Raw genomic sequence first — 21,617 nt, forward strand, 5'->3', positions numbered from 1 at the left:
TTTTGATGCAATCCTCTTTACAGATAAAAAACTTACAGCTTTTTCGTCAAGACCAGCGATTACTCCGCTTAAACGAGCAAGTAAATGGTGGCGAAATCCTTACTATTATGGGGCCTTCGGGCAGCGGTAAGTCGAGCTTATTAAATTGGCTGACGGGCACACTTAGCAGTAGTTTTAAAGCAGAGGGTGAAGTATGGCTCGATGGCCAAAATATAGACCAACTACCCACACATTTACGCCATATTGGGGTGTTATATCAAGATGCCTTACTGTTTTCACACTTATCAGTTACCGGCAATATTGCTTTTGCCATGCCTAAAGGCAATAAAAAGCAGCGGCTGGAAAAAATAGAACAAGCACTTGAACAAGTGGGTTTAAAAGGTCTGGGCAGCCGCCACCCTGACACTCTTTCTGGCGGGCAGCAGGCGCGGGTTGCTTTATTACGACTGCTACTTAGTGAGCCAAAAGCCATATTACTTGACGAGCCGTTTAGTAAACTTGATACTCAATTAAGAGCTGATATTCGCCAACTGGTGTTTGAGCAAGTTCGTAACCATCAGCTGCCCACCATTATGGTCACACACGACCATAGCGATGCCGAGGCTGCAAATGGTAAAGTCATCAATTTAGAGGGCTGTTAGTTTAAAAGCGTTAACTAACAAACCAGCTCATTAGAAGCGACTGGTTAAGCATAATAGTTCTAGAGCTAGAATTTTAAATCCATAGGGCACTTAACATGTTAGACAAATACCTTACTCCGGTTATAAAGCCTATGTTAATGCCTATGGTAATACTGCTGCACAAGCGCGCTATAACCGCTGATCAGTTGACTGTGGTTGGATTTTTAATTGGGTTATTAGCAGTGCCATTGCTTATCTTTGAATTTTGGTATGCGGCACTAGTGGCTATCGTCTTGAACCGTATATTAGATGGACTTGATGGTGAGTTGGCACGTTTTGCCAACCAGACTTCGAGCGCTGGCGGCTATTTAGATATTACTCTAGACTTTCTATTTTACGCGGCGATTCCGTTGGGGTTTATAATAGCTAATCCTGAACAAAATGCTGTCGCTGGTTCTTTACTACTGGCTGCATTTATGGGTACTGGCTCAAGTTTTTTAGCCTTTGCCATTGCTGCTGAAAAATTTAAAATCGAAAAAACTCAGTTCAAATACAAGAGCTTTCACTACTTAAATGGTTTAACGGAAGGTACTGAAACCATCGCGTTGTTTATGGCGTTTTGCATTTGGCCACAGCACTTTTCATTATTAGCTATTTTATTTGCTGTCGCTTGCGTCATTACTATCTTTACTCGTATACATGGTGGTTACCATACGCTTAAACAGCAAGAAGCTAAGATAAACGGAGGAATTAATGACTAATGAAGTATGGTGGCGACTCGGCTGCTTTTTCAGCATTTTAGTGATAATGATGCTACTTGAATGGCGAAAACCAGCCCGACAATCACCGGTTAAAAGTAGGTCGCGTTGGTTCGCTAACTTTGGACTGGTATTTGCTTCATCAGTTATTGCGCGTTTAGCGGTTCCTATTGGTCTCACTGCGGTTGCACTTTATAGCCAGCAGCATGGTATTGGTTTGTTTAATCAAATCACTTTGCCAAGTGTGATAGTCATCGTACTGAGTTTAGTTCTACTCGATATTTTAATCTATTGGCAGCATCGACTATTTCATCAGGTTCCTATTCTATGGCGTTTACACCGTGTGCATCATGCCGACGCGCATGTTGACACCAGCACTGGGCTTAGATTTCATCCGATTGAAATCGTACTCAGCATACTGGTAAAGCTTATTGCAGTGGTGGTGCTAGGTGTACCTGCTATAGCAGTGCTCATATTCGAGATTGCCTTAAATGGTTTAGCACTGTTTAATCACGCCAATATTCGCCTGCCACCGACTATAGAAAAGCCCTTGCGCCTGGTATTAATGACCCAGATTTTACACCGTATTCATCATAGCCAGGTGGTGACTGAAACCAATTCAAATTATGGCTTTAGCGTGATTTGGTGGGATAAAGTGTTTGGTAGCTATAAAAGTGCAGCCCATAAAGCAGATACCGACATAGATATCGGTTTGGTTGAATACCCTAAAGCGCAACAAAATGCTTCGCTATGGAGCCTATTAACCATGCCATTTAAGAATAAGTGAGCCGCTTACTCTTAAAGTAGGTAAGTCCCTAACAATCAAGACATTTTTATAATATCGTCTGTATTATTTAAGCTGTCTGCGTTATCTATGAGAAGCGCTTCCAAAGACAGTGCCATATCTTCAGCGAGATCGTGCACAGCGGCACTATCAACGTCGCGCTGGGCGAAAGCACGCAGCCCCATGACCTCAGCCTGCAGTCGCCGACCAAGTCTAACGGGATCAAGTCGGCCGTCTAGTTCTCCTATCCGCTGAGACTCAGTAAAGCAATTGATAAAATATGCCTCTATTCCTGCAAGCATCATTTCAACCTTGTGCAAGGCAGCATGCTCTCGTTCACCCAGCTCCAATAAGCTCTTGACTAGCATACAAGCCCGACTGGGCGACTCTTGATCGCGAATTCCGCCGAGCAGGCGTAAATAAGCCGCCAGTCCCAGCAATGGAGAGCCATGGTGCTTATTCAAGGTGCGTTCTAGTTCAACCGTGGTTTTATGGGCATAGTGTTCTAATGCTTCTTGAAAAAGCCCATCTTTGCTACCAAAAGCGGCGTAAATACTACCTGGGCGCATATCGAGCGCTTTTTCCAAGTCTTTTAACGAGGTTGCATGAAAACCCTTTTGCCAAAACAGCTGTAACGCTCGATCAAGAGAGTCTTGGCGATTGTGAAGTGTAGCGCGAGACATAATAAATTCCAGTGTCTTTATTCTAATGTGTGTAAAGCCGTGATAAGGTACGGCAGAATAAATTTGAGTGATTGCTCAATTTTATCTTGAATAGTCATTACAGTCCAGTTAAAGTTAAGTAGCATAGCGGTATATTAATCGTTATTCTCATTTATTGTAAACAAAAAAGGATGTTCTATGTCCGATGATAACTTTCCCTCTATTATTGTGTTTGATGTGAATGAAACGTTGCTAGATATTAACAGTCTCGAGCCTTTATTTGCACGCGTATTTGGCAATCGAAACGTACTGAGAGAATGGTTTGCTCAGCTGATTCTTTACTCCCAAACTATGACTTTATCCGGTCTTTACTCGCCTTTTGGTGAACTGGGGGTGGGCGCTTTACGGATGGTAGCCACTATTCATCAGGTAACAATCACTGATAGTGACATTGTAGAATTAAAACAACGAATGAGCTCAATGCCGGCTCATCCCGACGTTGTACCAGCGCTGACCCGATTGCGTGATGCAGGGTTTCGGTTGGTGACTCTGACTAACTCGGCTAGCAGCGCTTCGCCTACACCTTTAGATAACGCAGGACTAAGCCATTTTTTTGAGCGTACGTTTAATATCGAAACCGTTGGTAAGTTTAAGCCGGCGCCCGAAACCTATCACTTGGTTGCAAAGGAATTGTCCGTTGAGACCGCAGATTTGTGCCTCGTCGCTTGTCACCTTTGGGATACTATAGGCGCACAAGCTGCTGGCTGTCGTGGTGCCTTTCTGACACGACCTCACAATGCTATCCTTGTCGCTGCCGGTGTACCGTCACCTGATCTTATCGCATCAGAGCTAACCACTCTGGCTGACAAAATTATTCTGAGTAGGCCAGCCTAATAATCTCGTTCGTACATCTCGCAACAGGAATTACTATTAAAACCATAGACATCATCAAAATGATCTAATACGAAGGTTATAGTTGTTTACCGCAACAATAATTTTGAGGATAGCCTCAGCTTATCTAAGCTGTCAGCAGTAGAAGTCAGCTCTGCATTTGAGAATGGCGATAAATACGAACGCTCAACAATGAATACCGAGACCATAACCTAACATCAAATTAAAAAAGGCTTGCAAAGTTTCAAAAACTTGCTAAAATGCATGTCCTAAATAGGCGTATAGCTCAGTTGGTTAGAGCGCTACCTTGACATGGTAGAGGTCAGCAGTTCGAGTCTGCTTATGCCTACCAAATTTAGAAAGCCCCAGTTCATTTTAATAATGGACTGGGGCTTTTTTTGTCTGCTTTTTATGGGTTTGGGTTAATAATTAGGTTTTTTCGAACTAACATCTGGTGCGTTGAGTCCCTTGTGCCCAAACCGTGCCCAACTTGTGCTTCACTCATGTTTAAGACGTTTATTGTTTTCTATAATGGCCATGAGTTCAGGACCATATTGCTTAGTGCCAACTATCCTGCCATAGGTGGGGGGCTTTAAACTGTTCCCCGCAAGTACGGGGATTAACCGTCATTCCGGTCAGCACAGCCAATATATCCTGTAGTGGCATAATATGGATTATATATTGAACTGGTCATACCGCGAATTAAGGCAATATTTTAAGTTATTCAAGGCTTTTAAGTAAATTTAACCACTTGCTTATTATATTATCGGGTTGATAAATTTCGACTTTCTCTTTACCTCTTAAACTGATAATTTTTTTCTGCTCATCATCCTTCACCAAATTAATCAGCGCTAAAGCAAGTTGGTTAACATCATTTTCAGGAACTAAAATAGAGCCCGTACCTTTTAAAACTTCTGCGGGGCCAGGGCCACAATCAAAACTTACAATAGGCAGGCCAAAAGCTAAAGCCTCAGTTAAAACCATACCAAACCCTTCTACTCGAGAGCTCAGGCAAAATATCTCCGCCTGCCTATAATATTGACTTACATTGTCAGACGCACCAACCAATTCCACACTCTCGGTCATTTGGTTTGCTTCAATGAACTCAGTTAGATTTGCTCTTTCTTCACCCTCACCGACTATTTTTAATTTCCATTCTGGCATAATTGTAGTTACCTGAAGCCAAGCTTCAAGTAATAAGTCAAAACCTTTGTGTTTGTGTAGACGACCAATAGCCAATACTATTTTGTTATTTTCCTCAATATACTCTTGAACAGGAAACGGACAAGGATTTGCTATAGCGATTATTTGTGATTTATGACGAGTACTTTTTAGCCAACATTCCTTATCTCTTTCGGTCAAAGTAACCACTGAGTCACAATATCGTGCCGCTAAATGTCTGACTATAGAGTTTCCGCTCATGCCTTGGCTAGGATCAAAGTTAAAATGCTCCCAGCCTATGTGTTTTACTTTCAAGCCTAAAGTCGCGGGTAAAGTATATGGAATAGACTTGGTGTCTACTGCTATTATTGTGTCAACACGCTCTGTTTTTAACAGCTTTCTTATTTTATAAATAGCATTAGGAATACCACTCAACTTAACGTGTGGAGAATCCGATAGTGAAATTATTTTAATATCTTCATTTAGAGGAAAGAAAGGGTCATCACAAGGTCCAATACTGGCTAATATTATCTCATGGCCGGCTTCAGATAGACCGTTAGCAATCATAGAACCTACTCGCTCAACGCCAGCGCCTGTGTTGAGACCATAAAATAATACCATTAAAATTTTCAAATCGACTGCCTCACTTGTTAACATATATAATCATCCATTATAAGGTGATACATCTCATAATATAAGCTAATACATTTCATAATATAAGCTAACAGCTCTCTTGATGGTCAAATTAGTCCAAAAATTCACTTATAAATATATTGTAAGGTAGATTTAGAAAAATAATATACTGAACCACCCCGACTATATTGGAGGCTATTTCACTTGAGTCACTGACTCCAAAAAGCTAGTGAGATTATCAACAACCCTAAAATAGGGCAGGATAAATGACTAATAATAAGATAAACTTCCCCGCGCGCCCTAATTGGGTTTGTGAGTAACGCGGTGTAGTGTTCTGAATAATTAATCAGTATTCATAAGATAACTCAGTATCCTTAAGATAACGATGCATTTAGATGACTGCTTATCTAAATGCTATTTATACCAGACCAGTTATGAAAAAAACATTTATACAAGACCATTGATATAAGGCACATCGCTATGGAACAAACACAAAACGCTGTAGAACTTAGACCCGTATTCATGCCTAGAGTCAACAGTGACAATCTGGTAAAAACAGATATGGTTAGGTTCGAGCGGCATGTGGGATTCGCGAGTAGACAAAAGAAAAAATCCATCAATGACTTGCATCAAGTCATTTGCAAAAAGTATGGGTTTAAGCAAGTGCTAGAGCTGTCTAGCAAATCTGGTAATAAGTTGAGTTTTGTGCTGAGCCCATTGAGCTTAAAGCTAGCTAATGAGCATGATGATCAGCAATATAGTGTCGAAAACGCCTTCCAAAGCAGTATGGTTTTCGAGGACGGTGGCCCCTACACCGACTTGTTAACAGCCCCGCCAAGACAAGCCAAAAAAGACGAGCGACTAATAACCTCGGGTGAATTAATTGGCTACAATTATTTTGGTATGGAGTGGGGCGTAGAGCCATTAACCACGTTTTATGATTGGCTGTATGTGAATGCCTTACAGCAGAATCCTCAGCTGCATGAAGAGGTCATGCAATATCAAGCCTTTACGGATATTGAGTTTAATCCTAAAAAATCTATCCATTGTTCGGCTTATGCGCTGGCTATGTTTGTGGCACTCAATAAACGAGAGTTGCTCGATAATGTTGAAGACCCGATAGCATTTTATAACTTATGTGATGAGTTTCAAGTAAGTAACACCGAGCATCTTTTGGAAGAGGGTTGGGTCTGATAGCGAGACCCGCTCTCAATTTGGGATAAGACGTTTATTAATTGACTTTGCTGGCTATGTTAAATCCCATCCCAGCTACTTCAACCGTGGTCAGTAATAGAAAAAGCCTATGACTTAGTCATAGGCTTTTTCTATTACAGTCATTTAATGAAGAACGGCTCTCTCGCAGGTATTAGCGTAAAACTACTACTTAGGGTCTTTACGCAGTTCGTTTTCTGCAAGTGCTTGCTGTTCTTTTAGATGACGCTCTTCCCAATAAGGTGCATTTTTAATACCGAGTTTAATAGGGTCAAAGGTATAGTGCGTGACCCCAGCTTTACGCTGTGCCTCATAGTCTTTAAGCACTTTCATAGTTGGACGTGCCATAAAGAAAATGATCAAGATACCAACGATGTTCAGCCACGCTATCAGTCCAACTCCGATATCACCAATAGCCCAAACATAACCTGCTGAATTCAGACCACCGTAGGCAATCATAGCCATCATCAAGGTTTTGACCAGGAATAAGCCTTTTTTATTGGCGCTGCGGCTAATAAAGCGGGTTAGATAGACCACGTTGACTTCCGCAATATAATAGTTGGCCAAAATGGTGGTAAAGGCAAAGAAGAAGACAGCAATGGCGATAAAGGTGTTACCAAAGGCCCCATATACTGATTCCATCGCCATCTGAGTAAAGGCGGGCGAGTTAATTTCAGTACCTGCTACTACATTCTGTACTAAGAACTGCCCGTCAGGTAACGCTCCTTGGATGTTATAAGTACCCATGGTTAAAATCATAAATGCCGTTGCCGAACAGACCAATAGCGTATCGACATAAACGGAGAACGCTTGTACCAACCCTTGCTGCGCAGGATGGTCGACCTCAGCAGCAGCAGCAGCGTGAGGCGCGGTACCTTGTCCCGCTTCGCTAGAGTAAACACCTCGTTTGACGCCCCAACCAATCGCGGCCCCGAAGCCTGCTTGCGCAGTAAAGGCGTCGCCAACGATCATACCGAATACTTTTGGGATCATCTCAAAGTTACTCACCATAATGATCAAGGCTAAGACAATGTAGCCGATTGCCATAAAGGGCACCACAACCTCGGTAAAAGTAGCAATGCGCTTAATACCGCCAAAGATGATAATACCAAAGACGACTAGGATAATAGCGATGGCGCCTAAACGCATGGCGCCAACCTCTGTACCGAAGACAGTCATGGTAGTGCCTTCACCTAGTACTTGAGTGACGGCATTGACCACACCATTGGCCTGAATACCGGGTAAGAATATACTCAAAGCTATCAAAGCTGCGATTGCAAAGACCACTCCATACCAGCGTTGCCCGAGCGCACGCTCAAAGTAGTAAGCAGGCCCACCGCGATATTGGCCGGTGATGACGTCTTTTTCTTTATAAATTTGAGCCATTGTCGATTCGACATAAGCGGTAGCAGCGCCTAAGAACCCTACCACCCACATCCAAAATATCGCCCCTGGGCCGCCAAAGCCGATAGCTGCTGCTACCCCTGCGATATTACCCATCCCCACGCGGCCGGCTAACGATAGGGTGAGCGCCTGAAAGGATGAAATACCATCGGCGCTGGCTTTCCCTGAAAACATCAAACGTAGCATTTCACCGAATAGACGCACTTGTAAAAAGCGCGTCATAATGGAATAAAACAAACCGGCGCCCAAGCATAGATAGATCAATGCTGAACTCCAGATAATTCCATTTATGGTACTGACCAAACTTTCCATTCTTCTATTCCTCAAACTGTCTCAAAGCGGCAAGTCTGGTGTTAATTCTAGTGTCAACACTGCCATTAAAACGAGTAATAATACTCTCTTAACCGTTGAGGATGGGTTGTCGTTGTCTGTGTTTGTTTGTCTGATTCATAACCATAAGTACACCCTACAATTACGAGGCTGCAATTTGCCATAATTTAAGGATAATTACTAGACAGTTTTTCAAACAATTGTTATTAGTTTTTGGCAAAGTACCGATCTGAAGAAACTCAAATAAATCATGGCGAAGGAAATCAGGATCTCAATGTACTGGTCGAAATCACCAAAGCGTTCTGTCAAGAGAGTTTTCAAGCCATCAACGACTACACTGGCACTCGCCTAGGAGCCCATCCCGAATTCTGTGCCACTGCTATTTAGATTAAATACCTGCTGACACGGTCATCAAACATAAGGTGTTACCAACTAGATGCTGACTACTTTTTCTTACATAAAAATGACTGGAAGTCCTTGTAGAGCGATATTGCTCTACAAAGGCTTTTTTGTTAAAGAATCACAAAGACAGTTTTAGACGTCAACATCGCGGCAAAAAAGTGGATTTTTGCTGAATGAGTAAGAATAAAAAGGAAGAATGAGGTAGCATTAGAAACGAAGTGAAAATTTAGATTAAAAGGAAGTTAAAAAATGAAAGGAATCACCCGTTTTTCGAATAATTTGATGGAAAGGTATCTACCGGATCCATTTTTATTCGTCATTATCTTAACAGTCGTTATTTTTGGACTGGGCTTAGGCTTAACCGATTCTTCACCTGTACAAATGGTGGCGTTTTGGGGTGAAGGCTTCTGGGCGTTACTCGCATTCTCGATGCAAATGGTGCTGGTGCTAGTCACTGGTTTTGTACTGGCAAGCAGCCCAATATTCAAAAAAGGCTTAGGCAAGCTGGCGAGTTTCGCAAAGTCGCCAGGTAGTGCCATTATTTTGGTAACCTTAGTGTCACTGGCAGCAAGTTGGATCAACTGGGGATTTGGGCTAGTTATTGGCGCGTTATTCGCAAAAGAATTAGCGAAACGTGTGCAACATGTCGATTACCGTTTGTTGATTGCCAGTGCTTATTCTGGATTTATCATTTGGCATGCTGGATTTTCTGGCTCGATTCCGTTGTCAATTGCGACAGAAGGACATCCATTCGTTGACAAAATTGGTATTATTCCAACGAGTGCCACTATTTTTGCCAGTTATAACTTAATTATCGTTGCGGCATTAGTGATCATTGTGCCTTTATTAAACCGTTTGATGATGCCGAGCAAAGAAGATACGGTTACAGTGGACTCAAAAGTTCTAATTGATCCAGTCATTGAGAAACTTCCGGCAAAATCGAATATGACCCCAGCAGAGCGTTTAGAAAACAGCTGGACTTTATCGATGGTCATTGGTGCAATGGGGATTGCCTTCGTCGTTTATTATTTCGCACAAAATGGCTTTGCGTTAACGCTCGACTTGGTTAACTTTATGTTTTTGTTCCTGGGTATTATATTCCATGGAACGCCTCGCAACTATTTGATTGCCGTTCAAGAAGCCGTCAAAGGAGCGGGCGCTATCATCGTTCAATTTCCGTTTTATGCAGGGATTATGGGCATGATGACGGCATCTGGTTTGGCAGGCGTTATGTCAGAAGCGTTCGTCAGTGTTTCGACCGCGGACACGCTGCCACTTTTTGCCTTCCTAAGTGCAGGACTGGTCAACTTTTTCGTGCCATCCGGTGGTGGTCAATGGGCCGTTCAAGCGCCAATTATGTTAGAAGCTGCGGAAATGCTTGGTAGTGATCCAGCCAAAGTAGCTATGGCTGTTGCATGGGGTGATGCTTGGACCAACATGATCCAGCCGTTCTGGGCCTTGCCAGCATTGGCAATCGCTGGACTCAAAGCCAAAGATATCATGGGCTTTTGTCTCATTGTATTGGTTGTCAGTGGCGTTGTGATTGGCTTAGGGTTATTGTTCCTATAAAAAAAAGAAACTTAAAGTAATAAAACTTAGCGTTTTGGCCTTGCCTACTTTAAGAGTGAGGTCGTTTTTATAGGGATTTCTCTACCATTCTTATAGCTAACTTTAAATAGCTAGTTTTAATAAGTCGTCGGCTATCATAGCCTTGAAAGGCTTTAATATACTTGTCGCACCTCATTTGTTAATCTAAGTTATCAAATACTTTAATTGCTATCAAATACTTCATTACTGCTAAGCTAACCAAGACATATTCTTGATGTAGCCAAACTGCTTGTACAAGACAACGAAGGTTTTAAATGATCAGGATAAGCCATGAGTGACTGTACAGAACAGAGAATATCTCAGCACAATAATGTGTGGCTCATTCCCTTTATTTGTCTTTTAGCTGGCGGATTATTACTTGGTATCTCTACCAATCTAGCAAAATATGCGGGCGAAATTGGTTTGACCCCATTGGCCTTTCTGTTTTGGTCCATCACGGGCGCCGCGTTTATCCTAGTAGTAGTCGCATTACTGCGACATGAGCACCCGCCATTAAGCGCCCGTGGCTTCGAATATTACTTAGTCGCTGCGCTGGTTAGCGTTGCAGGTTCCAATTTAATTTTTTTCTCGGCTATTCCGCATGTCGGAGCAGGGTTTGTGGCACTGATGATCGCGTTACCACCGCTGCTCACCTATCTTGGCGCGCTAGCGCTGCGTATAGAGCGCTTCAACATCATTCGTGCGCTTGGAGTCGCTGCCGCACTTGCCGGTGCCGCAGTATTGGCAGCCCGCAAGTTTTCTGCACCAGATGCCAGCGTGTTCTGGATTTTGATAGCACTCTGTGGTCCTGTTTTACTTGCCATTGGCAATATTTATCGTTCCTTACGTTGGCCAGACAATGCGTCTCCCAGTGCGCTCGCACCCGGTATGTTAATTGCTGCTGCAATTTTGCTCGGTATGGTCAGTATTTCACCGGACTTTTCACTGGTGGTTCCTCATGGAGAAATCCTGCCAATTGGTTTAATTGTTGTACAGGCAGGTATCTTTGCAGGACAGTTTCTGCTGCTATTCTTACTGCAGAAAACGGGTGGGCCTGTTCTGTTGAGCCTACTGGGGGCAGTTGGAGCGATCGTTGGCGTTCCCGTTGCAGTATTCTTACAAGGGGAGAGCCCGCCTGAAGGTTTGATTCTAGGCGCCTCTCTCATTGCGCTCGGCGTTGCTCTGGTCACATGGGGCGGCATGAAGATGGCAAAACCATCTAAACCATCCAAACCATCTAAACCAACAAAGAAGCACCTCTGAAGCACCTCCAAAGCTATAAACTTTGCAATATTTTCGTTTAGGGTGATTATTAGGCCTTATTTATCATCCTAAATACAGCAAATAAAGTCTTAAGAACTTAGCCATTTAGTAAATCTCAATCGCGTTCATTAAGTTCGTGGTGCATCGGGTTGTCTCGCAGGATCAGCATCATAAAATGTCTTAAGTGACCGGCAGTGTTCATCGATAGCGACAATATTAGGATAAGGGCTTAAGTCTACTTTAAAGCGACGAGCGGAGGAGACCTGCGGGATTAAATAGCAATCTGCAAACGTTGGACTGTCGCCATAACAGAATTTTCCACGTGATTTATCTGCGGCCAATAGCTCTTCTAAAGCAGCAAAGCCCTCAATCATCCAATGCCGGCACCAGGTCATAACCTCATCTTCGCCAACCGTCAACTCATTACGTAGATACTGTAAAATACGCCGATTATTAAGAGGATGGATATCACAACCAATCATGGCGCTTAGTGCACGTACTTGCATACGACCTGCCGCATCTTTAGGCAATAGAGGATTTTGTGCATAAGTTTCTTCCAACCATTCTAAAATAGCGGGGCTTTGATACAGCAGTAAGTCATCGGTCTGTAGAACTGGCACTAGTCCTTGCGGATTGATAGATTTAAATGCTGACTTTAATTGTTCGTCTTGGGCCAAATTAACCGAGATATAATCGTAATCTAAACCTTTAAGATTCAGGGCAATACGAGTACGGTAAGAGGTAGTACTGCGAAAGTAATTATAAAGCTGCATCATTATTGTTCTCCTTTTTGGGCGTGTATCAAACGCTCGTTATTACCTATATAATCAGTCATCATAAAAGATCAGTTAAATTTGAAGAAGGGTTATAGGTAGCTATAGGCTAGACGCTTTACACCGAAAACTCTGTAGCAACCTATTCTAAATAATCAAATACCAGCATCAAGTCCTAGCTGTATTCAACTGAGCAAATAATATTTAACTGAGCAAATAATGCCATCAGATAACGCGTTAACATCGAACAAGAACCAGAGTGGCGTGCAGTCACTTGAGATTGGATTGTCGATATTAGATGTACTCATAGGGCATAATGAACCCATGATGCTAAAAGACATTGCTCAAGCGATGCAAATGCACCCAGCAAAATCTCATCGTTACTTGGTTAGCCTGATTCGTAAAGGCTATGCCAGCCAGCTCAGTGATGGACGCTATAGTTTGGGCGAAAGAGTGAAGACCTTAGCAGCACTGGGGCATACTGGACTGAATCAAAATAATATCTTGGAGCGACTCACTACTGCTGCCAACGCTATCAAAGATACTCTAAACTGCGGCGTGCAAATCGCCAAGTGGTTTAGCGAAGGACCTATTATTATTCAGTCTGTTGAGCCAGATAGCCCGATCAGTATCATCACACGTATAGGCTCACGCATGCCGCTTACTACTTCAGCGACAGGGCAGTTGTTTGCTAGCTATCAACCAGATGCGGTCATCAAACCACTAGTAATTGCAGAATGGCAGAGTAAATCTGATAGCGCTAAGCCACTAAGCAGCGCTGAGGCATCGGACAAATGGCAGTACTTTACCCAGCTACAAGCTGATATCCGCGCGCAGGGTTATGCGACGGTCACCGGTGATATGTTAATGGGAATCAACGCTATTACTATCCCAATACTGTTGCCAAAACTTACCCATGCTACAGAGGTCACTAAAAGTGTCATTCTTAAAGAGACGTTTGCTAAAGAGAGCCTCTTAGAGTATGCCATCACAGTTATCGGTACTTCAGAGCAATTACCTATGAGTAAACAGCATGAAGTAGCTGACAAAATACGCGCGATAGCCCAACGTTATCAAGTTGCTTAGCGGTTATGGTTATCTAAAATATTTTTATATCGAGCCCTTTTGTATTCAACTATTCCCCAACCGGAACCTGCTCTTTGGCTTCGGCAAGCTCTTCAGCATGCAAAAAGTGAGTATGGCCTGGGGCACGTTTGGTACGCGTCCATTCCTCAAGCATATCTTTCTTGATTTCTTCAGTAATCATCGAGACTTTTTCTTCTGAAGTAATATCATCGTAGGTCAGTTCCATGCGATGACCATTAGGATCGAAGAAATAAATAGAATGAAAAATACCATGATTGGTAACCCCGATAACATCAATACCGCCTTCTTCTAAATGCTTTTTAGCCGCCATTAAGGTATCTCGGTCTTTTACTTTCATCGCTAGATGCTGTACCCAGTCTGGGGTGTTGGGGTCAAAGCCCATCTCAGGTTGATTGGGCACCTCAAAGAACGCCAATACATTGCCATTACCGGCATCTAAGAAGATGTGCATATAAGGATCAAAGGCGTGGGTAGACGGCACATGATCTTCAGCGAACGCTAAGATGAAGTCCATGTTAAGGTGTTTTTGATACCATTCGACGGTCTCTTTCGCGTCTTTGCAGCGATAAGCGACGTGATGGATTTGTTCTATTTTAAAGGTCATTATCAATATCCTTCTGACAAATAATTAAAAGAGGGCAGTCACAGTAAAAGAGGTTTAATCATCATAAAAACAAAGTGGCTGCTTTACTGTGACTGAGCTGAACTAAGCTAAACTGAACTGGATGACGATTCATACGGTGCTTTAGCTGTTATCTAGAGCTTTTATTTAGACGACTGTTAGCTAAAGGACTGTTAGTCAGAAAAATTAAAGTCTAAAGCGGGTAATACCGTACCGCGTACCTCACCAAAGCCCACACGAACGCCGTCTTTTTTAGCATAGCCTTTCATAATTACAGTATCGCCATCTTCAATGAAGCTGCGCGTTTCACCATTATTTAGTGTAATAGGTTTGGTTGCGTTCCAAGCCAGCTCTAGCATTGAGCCAAAAGTATCTGGCGTTGGTCCTGAAATCGTACCTGAACCCATCATGTCACCGACCTCTACTTTACAACCAGAGATAGTATGGTGGGTAAGCTGCTGGGTCATCGACCAGTACAGATATTTAAAGTTACTTTCACACAGAACCGTTGCACTATCAGTACTGGCAGCATTTGCCGGTAGCAGCTCTACGGACAAATTAATATCAAAGCTGTTATCAGTCGTTTTATCACGCAAGTAAGCCAGCGGCTGCGGATCTTGAGTAGGGGTGGAGGTTCTAAAAGGTTGCAGGGCGTCTAAAGTGATAATCCAAGGTGAAATCTCAGAAGCAAAGGTTTTGGCATTAAATGGACCTAATGGCACATATTCCCATTTTTGAATGTCACGCGCTGACCAGTCGTTAAATAACACCATGCCAAAGATATGATCCCAGGCGTTTTCGATCGCGATAGGTTGACCAATTTTGTTAGGTTGACCGACGATAAAGGCGGTCTCAAGCTCGAAATCGAGGCGCTTACAAGGTGAGAAAATAGGACGCTCATCAGGGCTGGGTTTTAGCTGGCCTGAAGGACGGACGATATCAGTACCACTGACGATGACGGTGCTGGCGCGACCGTTATAAGCCACCGGCATCTCTTTCCAGTTAGGCAATAAGGCATTGTCAGGATCGCGGAACATGGTGCCGACGTTGGTGGCGTGTTCTTTAGAAGAATAAAAGTCAGTGTAGCCGGGAACGCGTACTGGCAAATGCATGGTGACGTCTGCTTGCTTAAACAGCGCTTTTTGCTGCAACTCTTGGTTGTCACCTAAAGTTTTGCTGTTGGCAGAGAGTAGGGTTTGGATAGTTTTGCGCGCTTTTGTCCAGTTGTCGCGACCGGATTCGATAAAAGGGTTTAGCGTGGGCTGATCAAAATAGGGGCCACCTTCTAGCGTCAGCAGACCTTCGGTTTCAAGTACCGATAAATCTAAGACATGCTCGCCAATGGCGACACCGGCACGGCGTTTGTTATTGCCAGTAGTGTCTTCAGTCTCACTGAAGATGCCATAAGGTAAGTTATGAATTGAGAAGTCAGAATCGCTAGCGATATTGATAAATGAAGTGAGGTTTTTGTCAATCGTTGACATGGAATGCTCCTTGCTAAATGAGTATAAGTGGCTTAAATAATGTAGTAATTTCTTAGGTATAGTTAAAATACCTTAAAAACGCTATGGTACTGTTGGTATAAGCTTTTTGCAGCCTCTGTCTGCGTAGGCACAGCAAGCAAGAAAAACGTATACCAGCAGTAGGTTATGTATCGATATTACTTTTCATTGACTATAGTATAATAAGAATCAGTGCAATAAATTACGATATAGTTAACTGCTTACGAATAATGTAATTTATAACCAGTCATATTGCAAGGAGTTTTAGTAACTCGTTTGCTATTTGGTTTGCTGCTTAGTTTGCTATCTGGCTCGTATAAACTAGTCTTTGTTCGTTAGCTTATTTCATAATATAGTCGATTCAAAATAAAAGGAATACGCTTGTATCAAGGTGCTACTGGTATAGGTTTTTCTTGCGTGCTGTTCGCAAGCGTGACAGAGGCTGCAAAAAATTCATTCCAGTAGCACTGTGCCGTTTTTAAATTGGATTAACTATAGGTTGCTTTAGAATGATTTATTCTGGAATAAGGTGTTGCGGCATAAAAGTCTCGTTAAATAAAAAAGCTGAGCAATCGCCCAGCTTTTTTGAAATCAGATTTTTATTTAATATAAATTGAGCATCAGTCTTTTAAGCTTTTAAGATTGCTACCATCGCATTGGCAACATAGTCAATGTTACTGATATTGAGGCCCGCCACACACATACGGGAGTTGGATATCATGTAGATGCCAAACTCGCTTTGTAGGCGTTCGACTTGTTCAGGTGTCAATCCGGTAAAGCTAAACATGCCGTTTTGACGGGTAATATAGTCAAAATCGTGTTCAGGGAGATTGGCTTCTAGCACTGATTTGAGCTTAATACGCATGGCTTTGATACGGTCACGCATGTCATAAACTTCGCCCACCCACTGCTGGTGTAATTGCTCGTCATTCATAACGATATCAACCACACGTCCGCCATGTGATGGAGGGCTGGAGTAGATACAACGGACCAAAAAGTTGAGCTGACCAAAGACTCGCTCGGCTTCATTTGCAGTAGGACAAACGACTGAGAGTCCACCGACACGCTCGCCATATAGCGATAGGTTTTTAGAAAATGAATTACTGACAAATACTGGCAAACCCATATCGACGGCTTTGCGAATGGCATAAGCATCGCTGTCCATATCTGCGCCAAAACCTTGATAAGCGATGTCCATAAATGGGATCAGTTCACGCTGTTGAATGACCTCTAGCACCGTATCCCATTGCGCTTGGGTCAAATCCAAGCCGGTTGGGTTATGACAGCAAGGGTGCAATAACACCACATCATTTTTATTTAGCTTTTCAATAAAGCTGACCATGTCATCGAATCTGACATTACTGGTGGCTTTGTCATAGTAAGGGTAGGTGCCCACTTCGACATCAGCGCCCTCAAAGATGGCAATGTGATTGCCCCAAGTAGGATCACTGACATAGCATTTAGACTGTGGGAACCACTGATGGATAAACTCAGCGCCCACTTTTAATGCGCCAGAGCCGCCAATGGTCGCGATGGTCGCGACCCGATTTTCTTGCAAGACTAGAGCGTCTTTACCAAATAATAGCTCCTGACAGCCTTTACGATGTCCAGGCAGTCCTGCCATTGGCAGATAAGGTCTAGGGGAAATAGGATCGGCAATGCGCTGTTCGGCTGTTTTTACACAGTCGAGTACCGGTAATTCACCGGCTTCATCGTAATAAATCCCAATGCCTAAATTTACTTTTTTAGGATTACTATCCGCCAAAAATTTTTCCATTAGCCCTAAAATTGGGTCACCAGCGTAATAATCGATACGTTCAAACATGTTATTTCCCTTATTTTTTATACAACAAAATATAAATTGAGCTGCTAAAAAGCATAGACCAGATTGATTATTAACTCAACGTTAGATTTACCCGCAACCCATTAATTCGTTCTTTTAGCTATTAAAATATGTTTTAAACCCTTCTTAAAAACTCTGTAAGTCTTTGAAATGGCTGTCAAAATAGGTTTTTAAAAACTGTTTAAAAATAATACTAGCAGGCGATAACCCTCGAGAGGAGCGCTGATAGATAAAAAACCGTCGCATTTTGACAGGTTGTGACAGCGTGCGCATTTGTAGCCCATTGGCACTTACCCAGTCAATCACCTCAGGCATATAGGGTAGACATAAGGTGATACCAAAGCCTTGACGGGTCATCTCCAGCGCCGTGGACATAAAGTTCACTTTGTAGCGTGCCTGCTGTATATGGGTAGCAACGGCTTCATCCAGTTCAGCGGATACTTGCTCGTTAATAGGACCGTTTAGGGTAATGAGCGGGGTTCCTAGCAGCTGTTGCCAACTTATCTCGCTTTGTTGAGCCAGCTCATGATTATCAGGCATCACCACGCAAAACGGCAACTGATATAACAAATCGGCACTGACGTCATCGTCTACCTCCATAAAGCTAAGCTCTACTCCCACCCCCAAATCTACCTCAATGTTTTGAATGTGCTCAAGCACGTTTTCTGCTGAGCAATCTAACAACGACACGCTAATATCGGGATACTCTTTAGTAAATTGTGCCACCACCGCAGGCATGGATGAAGCGGCAAATTGCGATACTGCCAAGCGTACTTGTCCTTGTGCAAGGCTAGTCAAACTGCTTGCTTCATTGACAAACAAGTGCATCTCATTAAGCACTCTACGAGCTTGCGGTAGCAGATTTCGTCCCACTGTAGACAACGACAGCTGGCGGGTAGTGCGATCAAACAACACTATTTCAAGGTTGGTCTCTAATTCTTTGATCAATCCGCTAACAGCAGACTGGGTCAAATGCATCTGCTCACTGGCACGAGTAAAGCTGCCGTTGTCAGCGACTTTGATAAAAGCATCTAGCTGGCGAATACTTACATTCATAAGAAAACCTGATAAATAAATCATTAAATACAATTAGTCTTATAAATCAAGCTAATCTAATATAAACGCATCGTCAATAAGAATTATTGATTCAAGCTATTTTTTAGCATTATATTTTTATGGTTTTTACACCACCAATTGACATTAAGGATGATTGCAATGGCAGATTTATTTGAAAACCCAATGGGTCTAAACGGGTTTGACTTTGTCGAATTCGCCTCACCTGAACCTGAAGCAGTATCTGCACTTTTTGAGCAGCTGGGTTTTACCCATGTTGCCAACCATAGATCTAAAGATGTCGCTTTATACCGTCAAGGGGACATCAACCTCATTCTAAACCGTGAACCTAAAAGCCAAGGCAGCTATTTTGTTGAAGAACATGGCGCTGGGGCTTGCAGCATGGGCTTTCGAGTTAAAGATGCCAAAAAAGCCTACGAGTTAGCTGTTGAAAACGGTGCCCAGCCAGTAGACGTACCGACTGGTGTTATGGAGCTTAGACTACCCGCTATCAAAGGTATCGGTGGCTCACTGATTTATCTGATAGATCGTTTCAAAGATGGTGAATCTATTTATGATGTCGATTTTGAGTTTCTTCCAGAAGTTGATAGACGTCCGATTGGCCATGGTTTTAAAGTCATCGATCATCTTACGCATAACGTTTACCGTGGTCGCATGGCTTATTGGGCCACCTTTTACGAACGCATATTTAACTTCCGCGAAATCCGCTTTTTTGATATAAAAGGCGAACACACCGGACTGACCAGTAAAGCGATGACCGCGCCTGATGGCAAAATTCGTATTCCACTGAACGAAGAGTCCAAGCAAGGCGGCGGACAAATCGAAGAGTATTTGATGCACTTTAATGGCGAAGGTATTCAGCATATTGCCTTAGCAAGTGATGACTTATTTGCTAGTATTGATAAGCTTAGAGACGCCGGTATTCCGTTGATGACTGCGCCAACGGATACTTATTATAAAATGCTTGATGAGCGTTTACCGGGTCATGGTGAGAATATCTCTGACCTACAGATGCGCGGCATCTTGCTAGATGGCACAACAGAGGGTGGTACGCCGCGTCTGCTACTACAGATTTTCTCTGAAACCATCCTTGGTAGCCCAGTATTCTTCGAATTTATCCAGCGTAAAGGCGATTATGAAGATGGCTTTGGTGAAGGTAACTTTAAAGCGCTATTTGAATCGATAGAACGTGATCAAATCAACCGCGGCGTTATTGGTCAAACTGAAACTGAAGCACAGTAAATAGTTCAGTCAGTAACAGTAACGGGCAGGATAGAAAGAAATTTGTCCTGCCACTACTAAGGTATCGCTATCAAAATATTACGAATAAAGCATCGCTAATAAACACCCCCAAATTCAGAACAAAATAATAATGAGTTCAATATAAAACTACCACCAAAAAACCAAGCGAAGACGGTAACACCTATATAGTCGATTCAATTTAAAAAAGGTACAGTGCTACTGGGATGAATTTTTTGCAGCCTCTGTCACGCTTGCGAGCAGCAAGCAAGAAAGATTTATACCAGTGGCACATTACTATTGCTATACACGACCCTTTTTTATTGTGAACTGACTATACAGCTAGAAAGAATGGCATGGTAGTACAACTATAGTGAACTGACTTCAGAAGGACAGCAGGCATGGAAAGCACAGCTTCTACTACTCAAACTCCCAATGCTAATAGCAGCCAGACTAGCAATGAAAAGCAACCCTATGTGTCGCATCAAATTGATGTTAATGGCCACATTGACTATAGCGACCAAGAGAACGCTATATGGCAAGCATTGCTTAACAGTCAAGCCCAGCAAATACCCAATCGTGCTTGCTCAGAGTATCTAATAGGACTGGATAAGCTGAACCTACCTACCACCAAAATCCCACAACTTTATGATATTGACACGGTACTACAAGACACCACTGGCTGGCAGACTGCCGCTGTGCCTGCATTGATTAGCTTTGGTAAGTTCTTTAAACTCTTAGCCAATAAACGCTTCCCGGTAGCTACCTTTATCCGTCGTTCTGAGGATATGAACTATATCGAAGAGCCTGATATTTTTCATGAAATTGTCGGGCATTGTCCGCTGCTTACTCACCCTGCTTTTGCTGCCTTTAACGAGACTTATGGCAAGCTGGGATTAAATGCCAGTAAAGAAGAGCGGATGTGTCTGGCCCGGTTATACTGGTTTACCATCGAGTTTGGTTTGGTTGGACAAAGCAGTGACCAAGGTAAGGAATCTCGTAGAATTTATGGCGGCGGTATATTAAGCTCTCCCTCTGAGACCGTATATGCCTTAAGCGACGACCCCCAACATCAACCAGAGTGCCGGGAATTTGATTTGTTGGATGTTTTACGCACCCCTTATCGTATAGATCAAATCCAGCCTATCTACTATGCCATTGATCATTTAGACACGCTATTTGATATCGTTGATAGTGACATTATGAGTGTGGTCAAAAAAGCGCTGTCATTAGGTCTGTTTGAGCCCACCTACCCAGCAAAGAATGCCTAAATAACTTATTGGCTAAATCAAACCATTCAATAAATCAGATCAGATTAAATTAAAAAAACCTAGCACAACTCAAAACAATAATTGGAGAGTAGCATGACCGAATTATCACAAGCCAGCTGTGAAGTCTGCCGTATCGGTGCCCCAACAGTCAGCGATGCAGAGGCAAGCGAGCTGTTAAAACAGATTCCTGATTGGTCATTGATTAATGTTGATGGCGTCAACCAATTGCAGCGTAAATATAAGTTTAAAAACTTTGTTAAGGCTATGGCATTTGCCAATCAACTAGGAGATATTGCTGAAGAGGAAGGTCATCACCCTGGCATGTTAGTAGAGTGGGGCAAAGTGACGGTTACGTGGTGGTCGCATAGTATTAAAGGCCTGCATAGCAACGATTTTATCATGGCAGCAAAAACTGATAAATTGCTCGATAAATAATCCTAGTCTCTAAATTATACTTTACAGGCTCTAAATCAATTAGA

The 21,617-nt window shown here is 42.8% G+C and carries 20 protein-coding genes and 1 tRNA gene; 13 read left to right on the plus strand and 8 right to left on the minus strand.

The window, feature by feature from the left end:
* The first annotated feature begins 5 nt into the window (after nucleotides 1–5).
* From H4W00_RS05360 to H4W00_RS05370, 3 genes are all read left to right on the plus strand, one after another.
* Nucleotides 6–641 (plus strand): ATP-binding cassette domain-containing protein, encoded by a 636-nt coding sequence (locus H4W00_RS05360; RefSeq protein ID WP_209956572.1) that lies wholly within the window; start codon nucleotides 6–8, stop codon nucleotides 639–641.
* A gap of 137 nt (nucleotides 642–778) precedes the next feature.
* A complete protein-coding gene (locus H4W00_RS05365) occupies nucleotides 779–1,381 on the plus strand; it encodes a CDP-alcohol phosphatidyltransferase family protein (RefSeq protein WP_334684880.1) in 603 nt (200 codons plus the stop codon).
* Complete coding sequence (locus H4W00_RS05370; RefSeq protein ID WP_209956574.1) at nucleotides 1,374–2,165, plus strand: sterol desaturase family protein; 792 nt, start codon at nucleotides 1,374–1,376, stop codon at nucleotides 2,163–2,165. The genes H4W00_RS05365 and H4W00_RS05370 overlap by 8 nt, the downstream gene beginning before the upstream one ends.
* Nucleotides 2,166–2,200: 35 nt before the next feature.
* On the opposite strand, the gene H4W00_RS05375 is transcribed toward H4W00_RS05370, so the two are convergent.
* The gene (locus H4W00_RS05375; RefSeq protein WP_209956575.1) at nucleotides 2,201–2,845 is read right to left on the minus strand and encodes a TetR/AcrR family transcriptional regulator; all 645 of its coding nucleotides are present in this window, start codon (nucleotides 2,843–2,845) and stop codon (nucleotides 2,201–2,203) included.
* Between the two features lie 177 nt (nucleotides 2,846–3,022).
* Between H4W00_RS05375 and H4W00_RS05380 the strand changes: the two genes are divergently transcribed.
* Together H4W00_RS05380 and H4W00_RS05385 are read left to right on the plus strand one after the other, a co-directional pair.
* A complete protein-coding gene (locus tag H4W00_RS05380) occupies nucleotides 3,023–3,718 on the plus strand; it encodes a haloacid dehalogenase type II (RefSeq protein WP_209956576.1) in 696 nt (231 codons plus the stop codon).
* A 272-nt stretch (nucleotides 3,719–3,990) separates the two neighbouring features.
* Nucleotides 3,991–4,067 (plus strand) — tRNA-Val (locus H4W00_RS05385).
* Between the two features lie 368 nt (nucleotides 4,068–4,435).
* Here H4W00_RS05385 and H4W00_RS05390 read toward each other — a convergent pair.
* Nucleotides 4,436–5,533, minus strand: coding sequence for a glycosyltransferase family 4 protein (locus tag H4W00_RS05390; protein ID WP_334684881.1), 1,098 nt, complete (start codon nucleotides 5,531–5,533; stop codon nucleotides 4,436–4,438).
* A 456-nt stretch (nucleotides 5,534–5,989) separates the two neighbouring features.
* Here H4W00_RS05390 and H4W00_RS05395 point away from each other — a divergent pair, with 456 nt between their 5' ends.
* Nucleotides 5,990–6,703, plus strand: a complete 714-nt coding sequence (locus H4W00_RS05395; protein WP_209956577.1) for a DarT1-associated NADAR antitoxin family protein — start codon at nucleotides 5,990–5,992, stop codon at nucleotides 6,701–6,703.
* A gap of 186 nt (nucleotides 6,704–6,889) precedes the next feature.
* Here the strand turns inward: H4W00_RS05395 and H4W00_RS05400 are convergent, their stop codons facing one another.
* Entirely contained in the window at nucleotides 6,890–8,437 is a 1,548-nt protein-coding gene (locus H4W00_RS05400; protein ID WP_209956578.1) for an alanine/glycine:cation symporter family protein, read from the minus strand.
* 231 nt (nucleotides 8,438–8,668) lie between these two features.
* Here H4W00_RS05400 and H4W00_RS05405 point away from each other — a divergent pair, with 231 nt between their 5' ends.
* The 3 genes from H4W00_RS05405 to H4W00_RS05415 all read left to right on the plus strand — a co-directional run bounded on the left by H4W00_RS05405 (nucleotide 8,669) and on the right by H4W00_RS05415 (nucleotide 11,707).
* Complete coding sequence (locus H4W00_RS05405; RefSeq protein ID WP_209956579.1) at nucleotides 8,669–8,842, plus strand: hypothetical protein; 174 nt, start codon at nucleotides 8,669–8,671, stop codon at nucleotides 8,840–8,842.
* A gap of 264 nt (nucleotides 8,843–9,106) precedes the next feature.
* Nucleotides 9,107–10,426 (plus strand): short-chain fatty acid transporter, encoded by a 1,320-nt coding sequence (locus H4W00_RS05410; protein ID WP_209956580.1) that lies wholly within the window; start codon nucleotides 9,107–9,109, stop codon nucleotides 10,424–10,426.
* Between the two features lie 309 nt (nucleotides 10,427–10,735).
* A complete protein-coding gene (locus H4W00_RS05415) occupies nucleotides 10,736–11,707 on the plus strand; it encodes a DMT family transporter (protein ID WP_209956581.1) in 972 nt (323 codons plus the stop codon).
* A 128-nt stretch (nucleotides 11,708–11,835) separates the two neighbouring features.
* On the opposite strand, the gene maiA is transcribed toward H4W00_RS05415, so the two are convergent.
* The gene (gene maiA, locus H4W00_RS05420) at nucleotides 11,836–12,480 is read right to left on the minus strand and encodes a maleylacetoacetate isomerase (RefSeq protein WP_209958969.1); all 645 of its coding nucleotides are present in this window, start codon (nucleotides 12,478–12,480) and stop codon (nucleotides 11,836–11,838) included.
* Between the two features lie 219 nt (nucleotides 12,481–12,699).
* Here maiA and H4W00_RS05425 point away from each other — a divergent pair, with 219 nt between their 5' ends.
* Entirely contained in the window at nucleotides 12,700–13,566 is an 867-nt protein-coding gene (locus H4W00_RS05425) for an IclR family transcriptional regulator (RefSeq protein ID WP_209956582.1), read from the plus strand.
* Nucleotides 13,567–13,615: 49 nt separating this feature from the next.
* On the opposite strand, the gene H4W00_RS05430 is transcribed toward H4W00_RS05425, so the two are convergent.
* The 4 genes from H4W00_RS05430 to H4W00_RS05445 form a co-directional block, all read right to left on the minus strand.
* The gene (locus tag H4W00_RS05430; protein ID WP_209956583.1) at nucleotides 13,616–14,191 is read right to left on the minus strand and encodes a VOC family protein; all 576 of its coding nucleotides are present in this window, start codon (nucleotides 14,189–14,191) and stop codon (nucleotides 13,616–13,618) included.
* A 191-nt stretch (nucleotides 14,192–14,382) separates the two neighbouring features.
* Entirely contained in the window at nucleotides 14,383–15,693 is a 1,311-nt protein-coding gene (fahA, locus tag H4W00_RS05435; RefSeq protein ID WP_442966433.1) for a fumarylacetoacetase, read from the minus strand.
* A gap of 646 nt (nucleotides 15,694–16,339) precedes the next feature.
* Nucleotides 16,340–17,536 (minus strand): amino acid aminotransferase, encoded by a 1,197-nt coding sequence (locus H4W00_RS05440; RefSeq protein WP_209956584.1) that lies wholly within the window; start codon nucleotides 17,534–17,536, stop codon nucleotides 16,340–16,342.
* 144 nt (nucleotides 17,537–17,680) lie between these two features.
* Entirely contained in the window at nucleotides 17,681–18,610 is a 930-nt protein-coding gene (locus H4W00_RS05445; protein ID WP_209956585.1) for a LysR family transcriptional regulator, read from the minus strand.
* A 159-nt stretch (nucleotides 18,611–18,769) separates the two neighbouring features.
* On the opposite strand from H4W00_RS05445, the gene hppD reads away from it, so the two are divergent.
* From hppD to H4W00_RS05460, 3 genes are all read left to right on the plus strand, one after another.
* Nucleotides 18,770–19,870, plus strand: a complete 1,101-nt coding sequence (hppD, locus tag H4W00_RS05450) for a 4-hydroxyphenylpyruvate dioxygenase (protein ID WP_209956586.1) — start codon at nucleotides 18,770–18,772, stop codon at nucleotides 19,868–19,870.
* A 398-nt stretch (nucleotides 19,871–20,268) separates the two neighbouring features.
* The gene (phhA, locus tag H4W00_RS05455) at nucleotides 20,269–21,138 is read left to right on the plus strand and encodes a phenylalanine 4-monooxygenase (RefSeq protein WP_209956587.1); all 870 of its coding nucleotides are present in this window, start codon (nucleotides 20,269–20,271) and stop codon (nucleotides 21,136–21,138) included.
* Between the two features lie 93 nt (nucleotides 21,139–21,231).
* Nucleotides 21,232–21,573, plus strand: coding sequence for a 4a-hydroxytetrahydrobiopterin dehydratase (locus H4W00_RS05460; RefSeq protein WP_209956588.1), 342 nt, complete (start codon nucleotides 21,232–21,234; stop codon nucleotides 21,571–21,573).
* Nucleotides 21,574–21,617 lie beyond the last annotated feature (44 nt).

It is taken from the genome of Psychrobacter sp. PL19 (assembly GCF_017875835.1).
Lineage (GTDB): Bacteria > Pseudomonadota > Gammaproteobacteria > Pseudomonadales > Moraxellaceae > Psychrobacter.

What these genes read in the sequence shown, in the direction of transcription:
- H4W00_RS05460 (WP_209956588.1), top strand. Translation starts at nt 21,232, where the DNA reads ATGACCGAATTATCACAAGCCAGCTGTGAAGTCTGCCGTATCGGTGCC.
- H4W00_RS05375 (WP_209956575.1), bottom strand. Translation starts at nt 2,845, where the DNA reads ATGTCTCGCGCTACACTTCACAATCGCCAAGACTCTCTTGATCGAGCG.
- H4W00_RS05440 (WP_209956584.1), bottom strand. Translation starts at nt 17,536, where the DNA reads ATGTTTGAACGTATCGATTATTACGCTGGTGACCCAATTTTAGGGCTA.
- phhA (WP_209956587.1), top strand. Translation starts at nt 20,269, where the DNA reads ATGGAAAGCACAGCTTCTACTACTCAAACTCCCAATGCTAATAGCAGC.
- H4W00_RS05390 (WP_334684881.1), bottom strand. Translation starts at nt 5,533, where the DNA reads ATGTTAACAAGTGAGGCAGTCGATTTGAAAATTTTAATGGTATTATTT.
- H4W00_RS05370 (WP_209956574.1), top strand. Translation starts at nt 1,374, where the DNA reads ATGACTAATGAAGTATGGTGGCGACTCGGCTGCTTTTTCAGCATTTTA.
- H4W00_RS05360 (WP_209956572.1), top strand. Translation starts at nt 6, where the DNA reads ATGCAATCCTCTTTACAGATAAAAAACTTACAGCTTTTTCGTCAAGAC.
- H4W00_RS05415 (WP_209956581.1), top strand. Translation starts at nt 10,736, where the DNA reads ATGAGTGACTGTACAGAACAGAGAATATCTCAGCACAATAATGTGTGG.
- H4W00_RS05395 (WP_209956577.1), top strand. Translation starts at nt 5,990, where the DNA reads ATGGAACAAACACAAAACGCTGTAGAACTTAGACCCGTATTCATGCCT.
- fahA (WP_442966433.1), bottom strand. Translation starts at nt 15,693, where the DNA reads ATGTCAACGATTGACAAAAACCTCACTTCATTTATCAATATCGCTAGC.
- H4W00_RS05445 (WP_209956585.1), bottom strand. Translation starts at nt 18,610, where the DNA reads ATGAATGTAAGTATTCGCCAGCTAGATGCTTTTATCAAAGTCGCTGAC.
- H4W00_RS05410 (WP_209956580.1), top strand. Translation starts at nt 9,107, where the DNA reads ATGAAAGGAATCACCCGTTTTTCGAATAATTTGATGGAAAGGTATCTA.
- H4W00_RS05425 (WP_209956582.1), top strand. Translation starts at nt 12,700, where the DNA reads ATGCCATCAGATAACGCGTTAACATCGAACAAGAACCAGAGTGGCGTG.
- maiA (WP_209958969.1), bottom strand. Translation starts at nt 12,480, where the DNA reads ATGCAGCTTTATAATTACTTTCGCAGTACTACCTCTTACCGTACTCGT.
- H4W00_RS05365 (WP_334684880.1), top strand. Translation starts at nt 779, where the DNA reads ATGCCTATGGTAATACTGCTGCACAAGCGCGCTATAACCGCTGATCAG.
- H4W00_RS05400 (WP_209956578.1), bottom strand. Translation starts at nt 8,437, where the DNA reads ATGGAAAGTTTGGTCAGTACCATAAATGGAATTATCTGGAGTTCAGCA.
- H4W00_RS05430 (WP_209956583.1), bottom strand. Translation starts at nt 14,191, where the DNA reads ATGACCTTTAAAATAGAACAAATCCATCACGTCGCTTATCGCTGCAAA.
- hppD (WP_209956586.1), top strand. Translation starts at nt 18,770, where the DNA reads ATGGCAGATTTATTTGAAAACCCAATGGGTCTAAACGGGTTTGACTTT.
- H4W00_RS05380 (WP_209956576.1), top strand. Translation starts at nt 3,023, where the DNA reads ATGTCCGATGATAACTTTCCCTCTATTATTGTGTTTGATGTGAATGAA.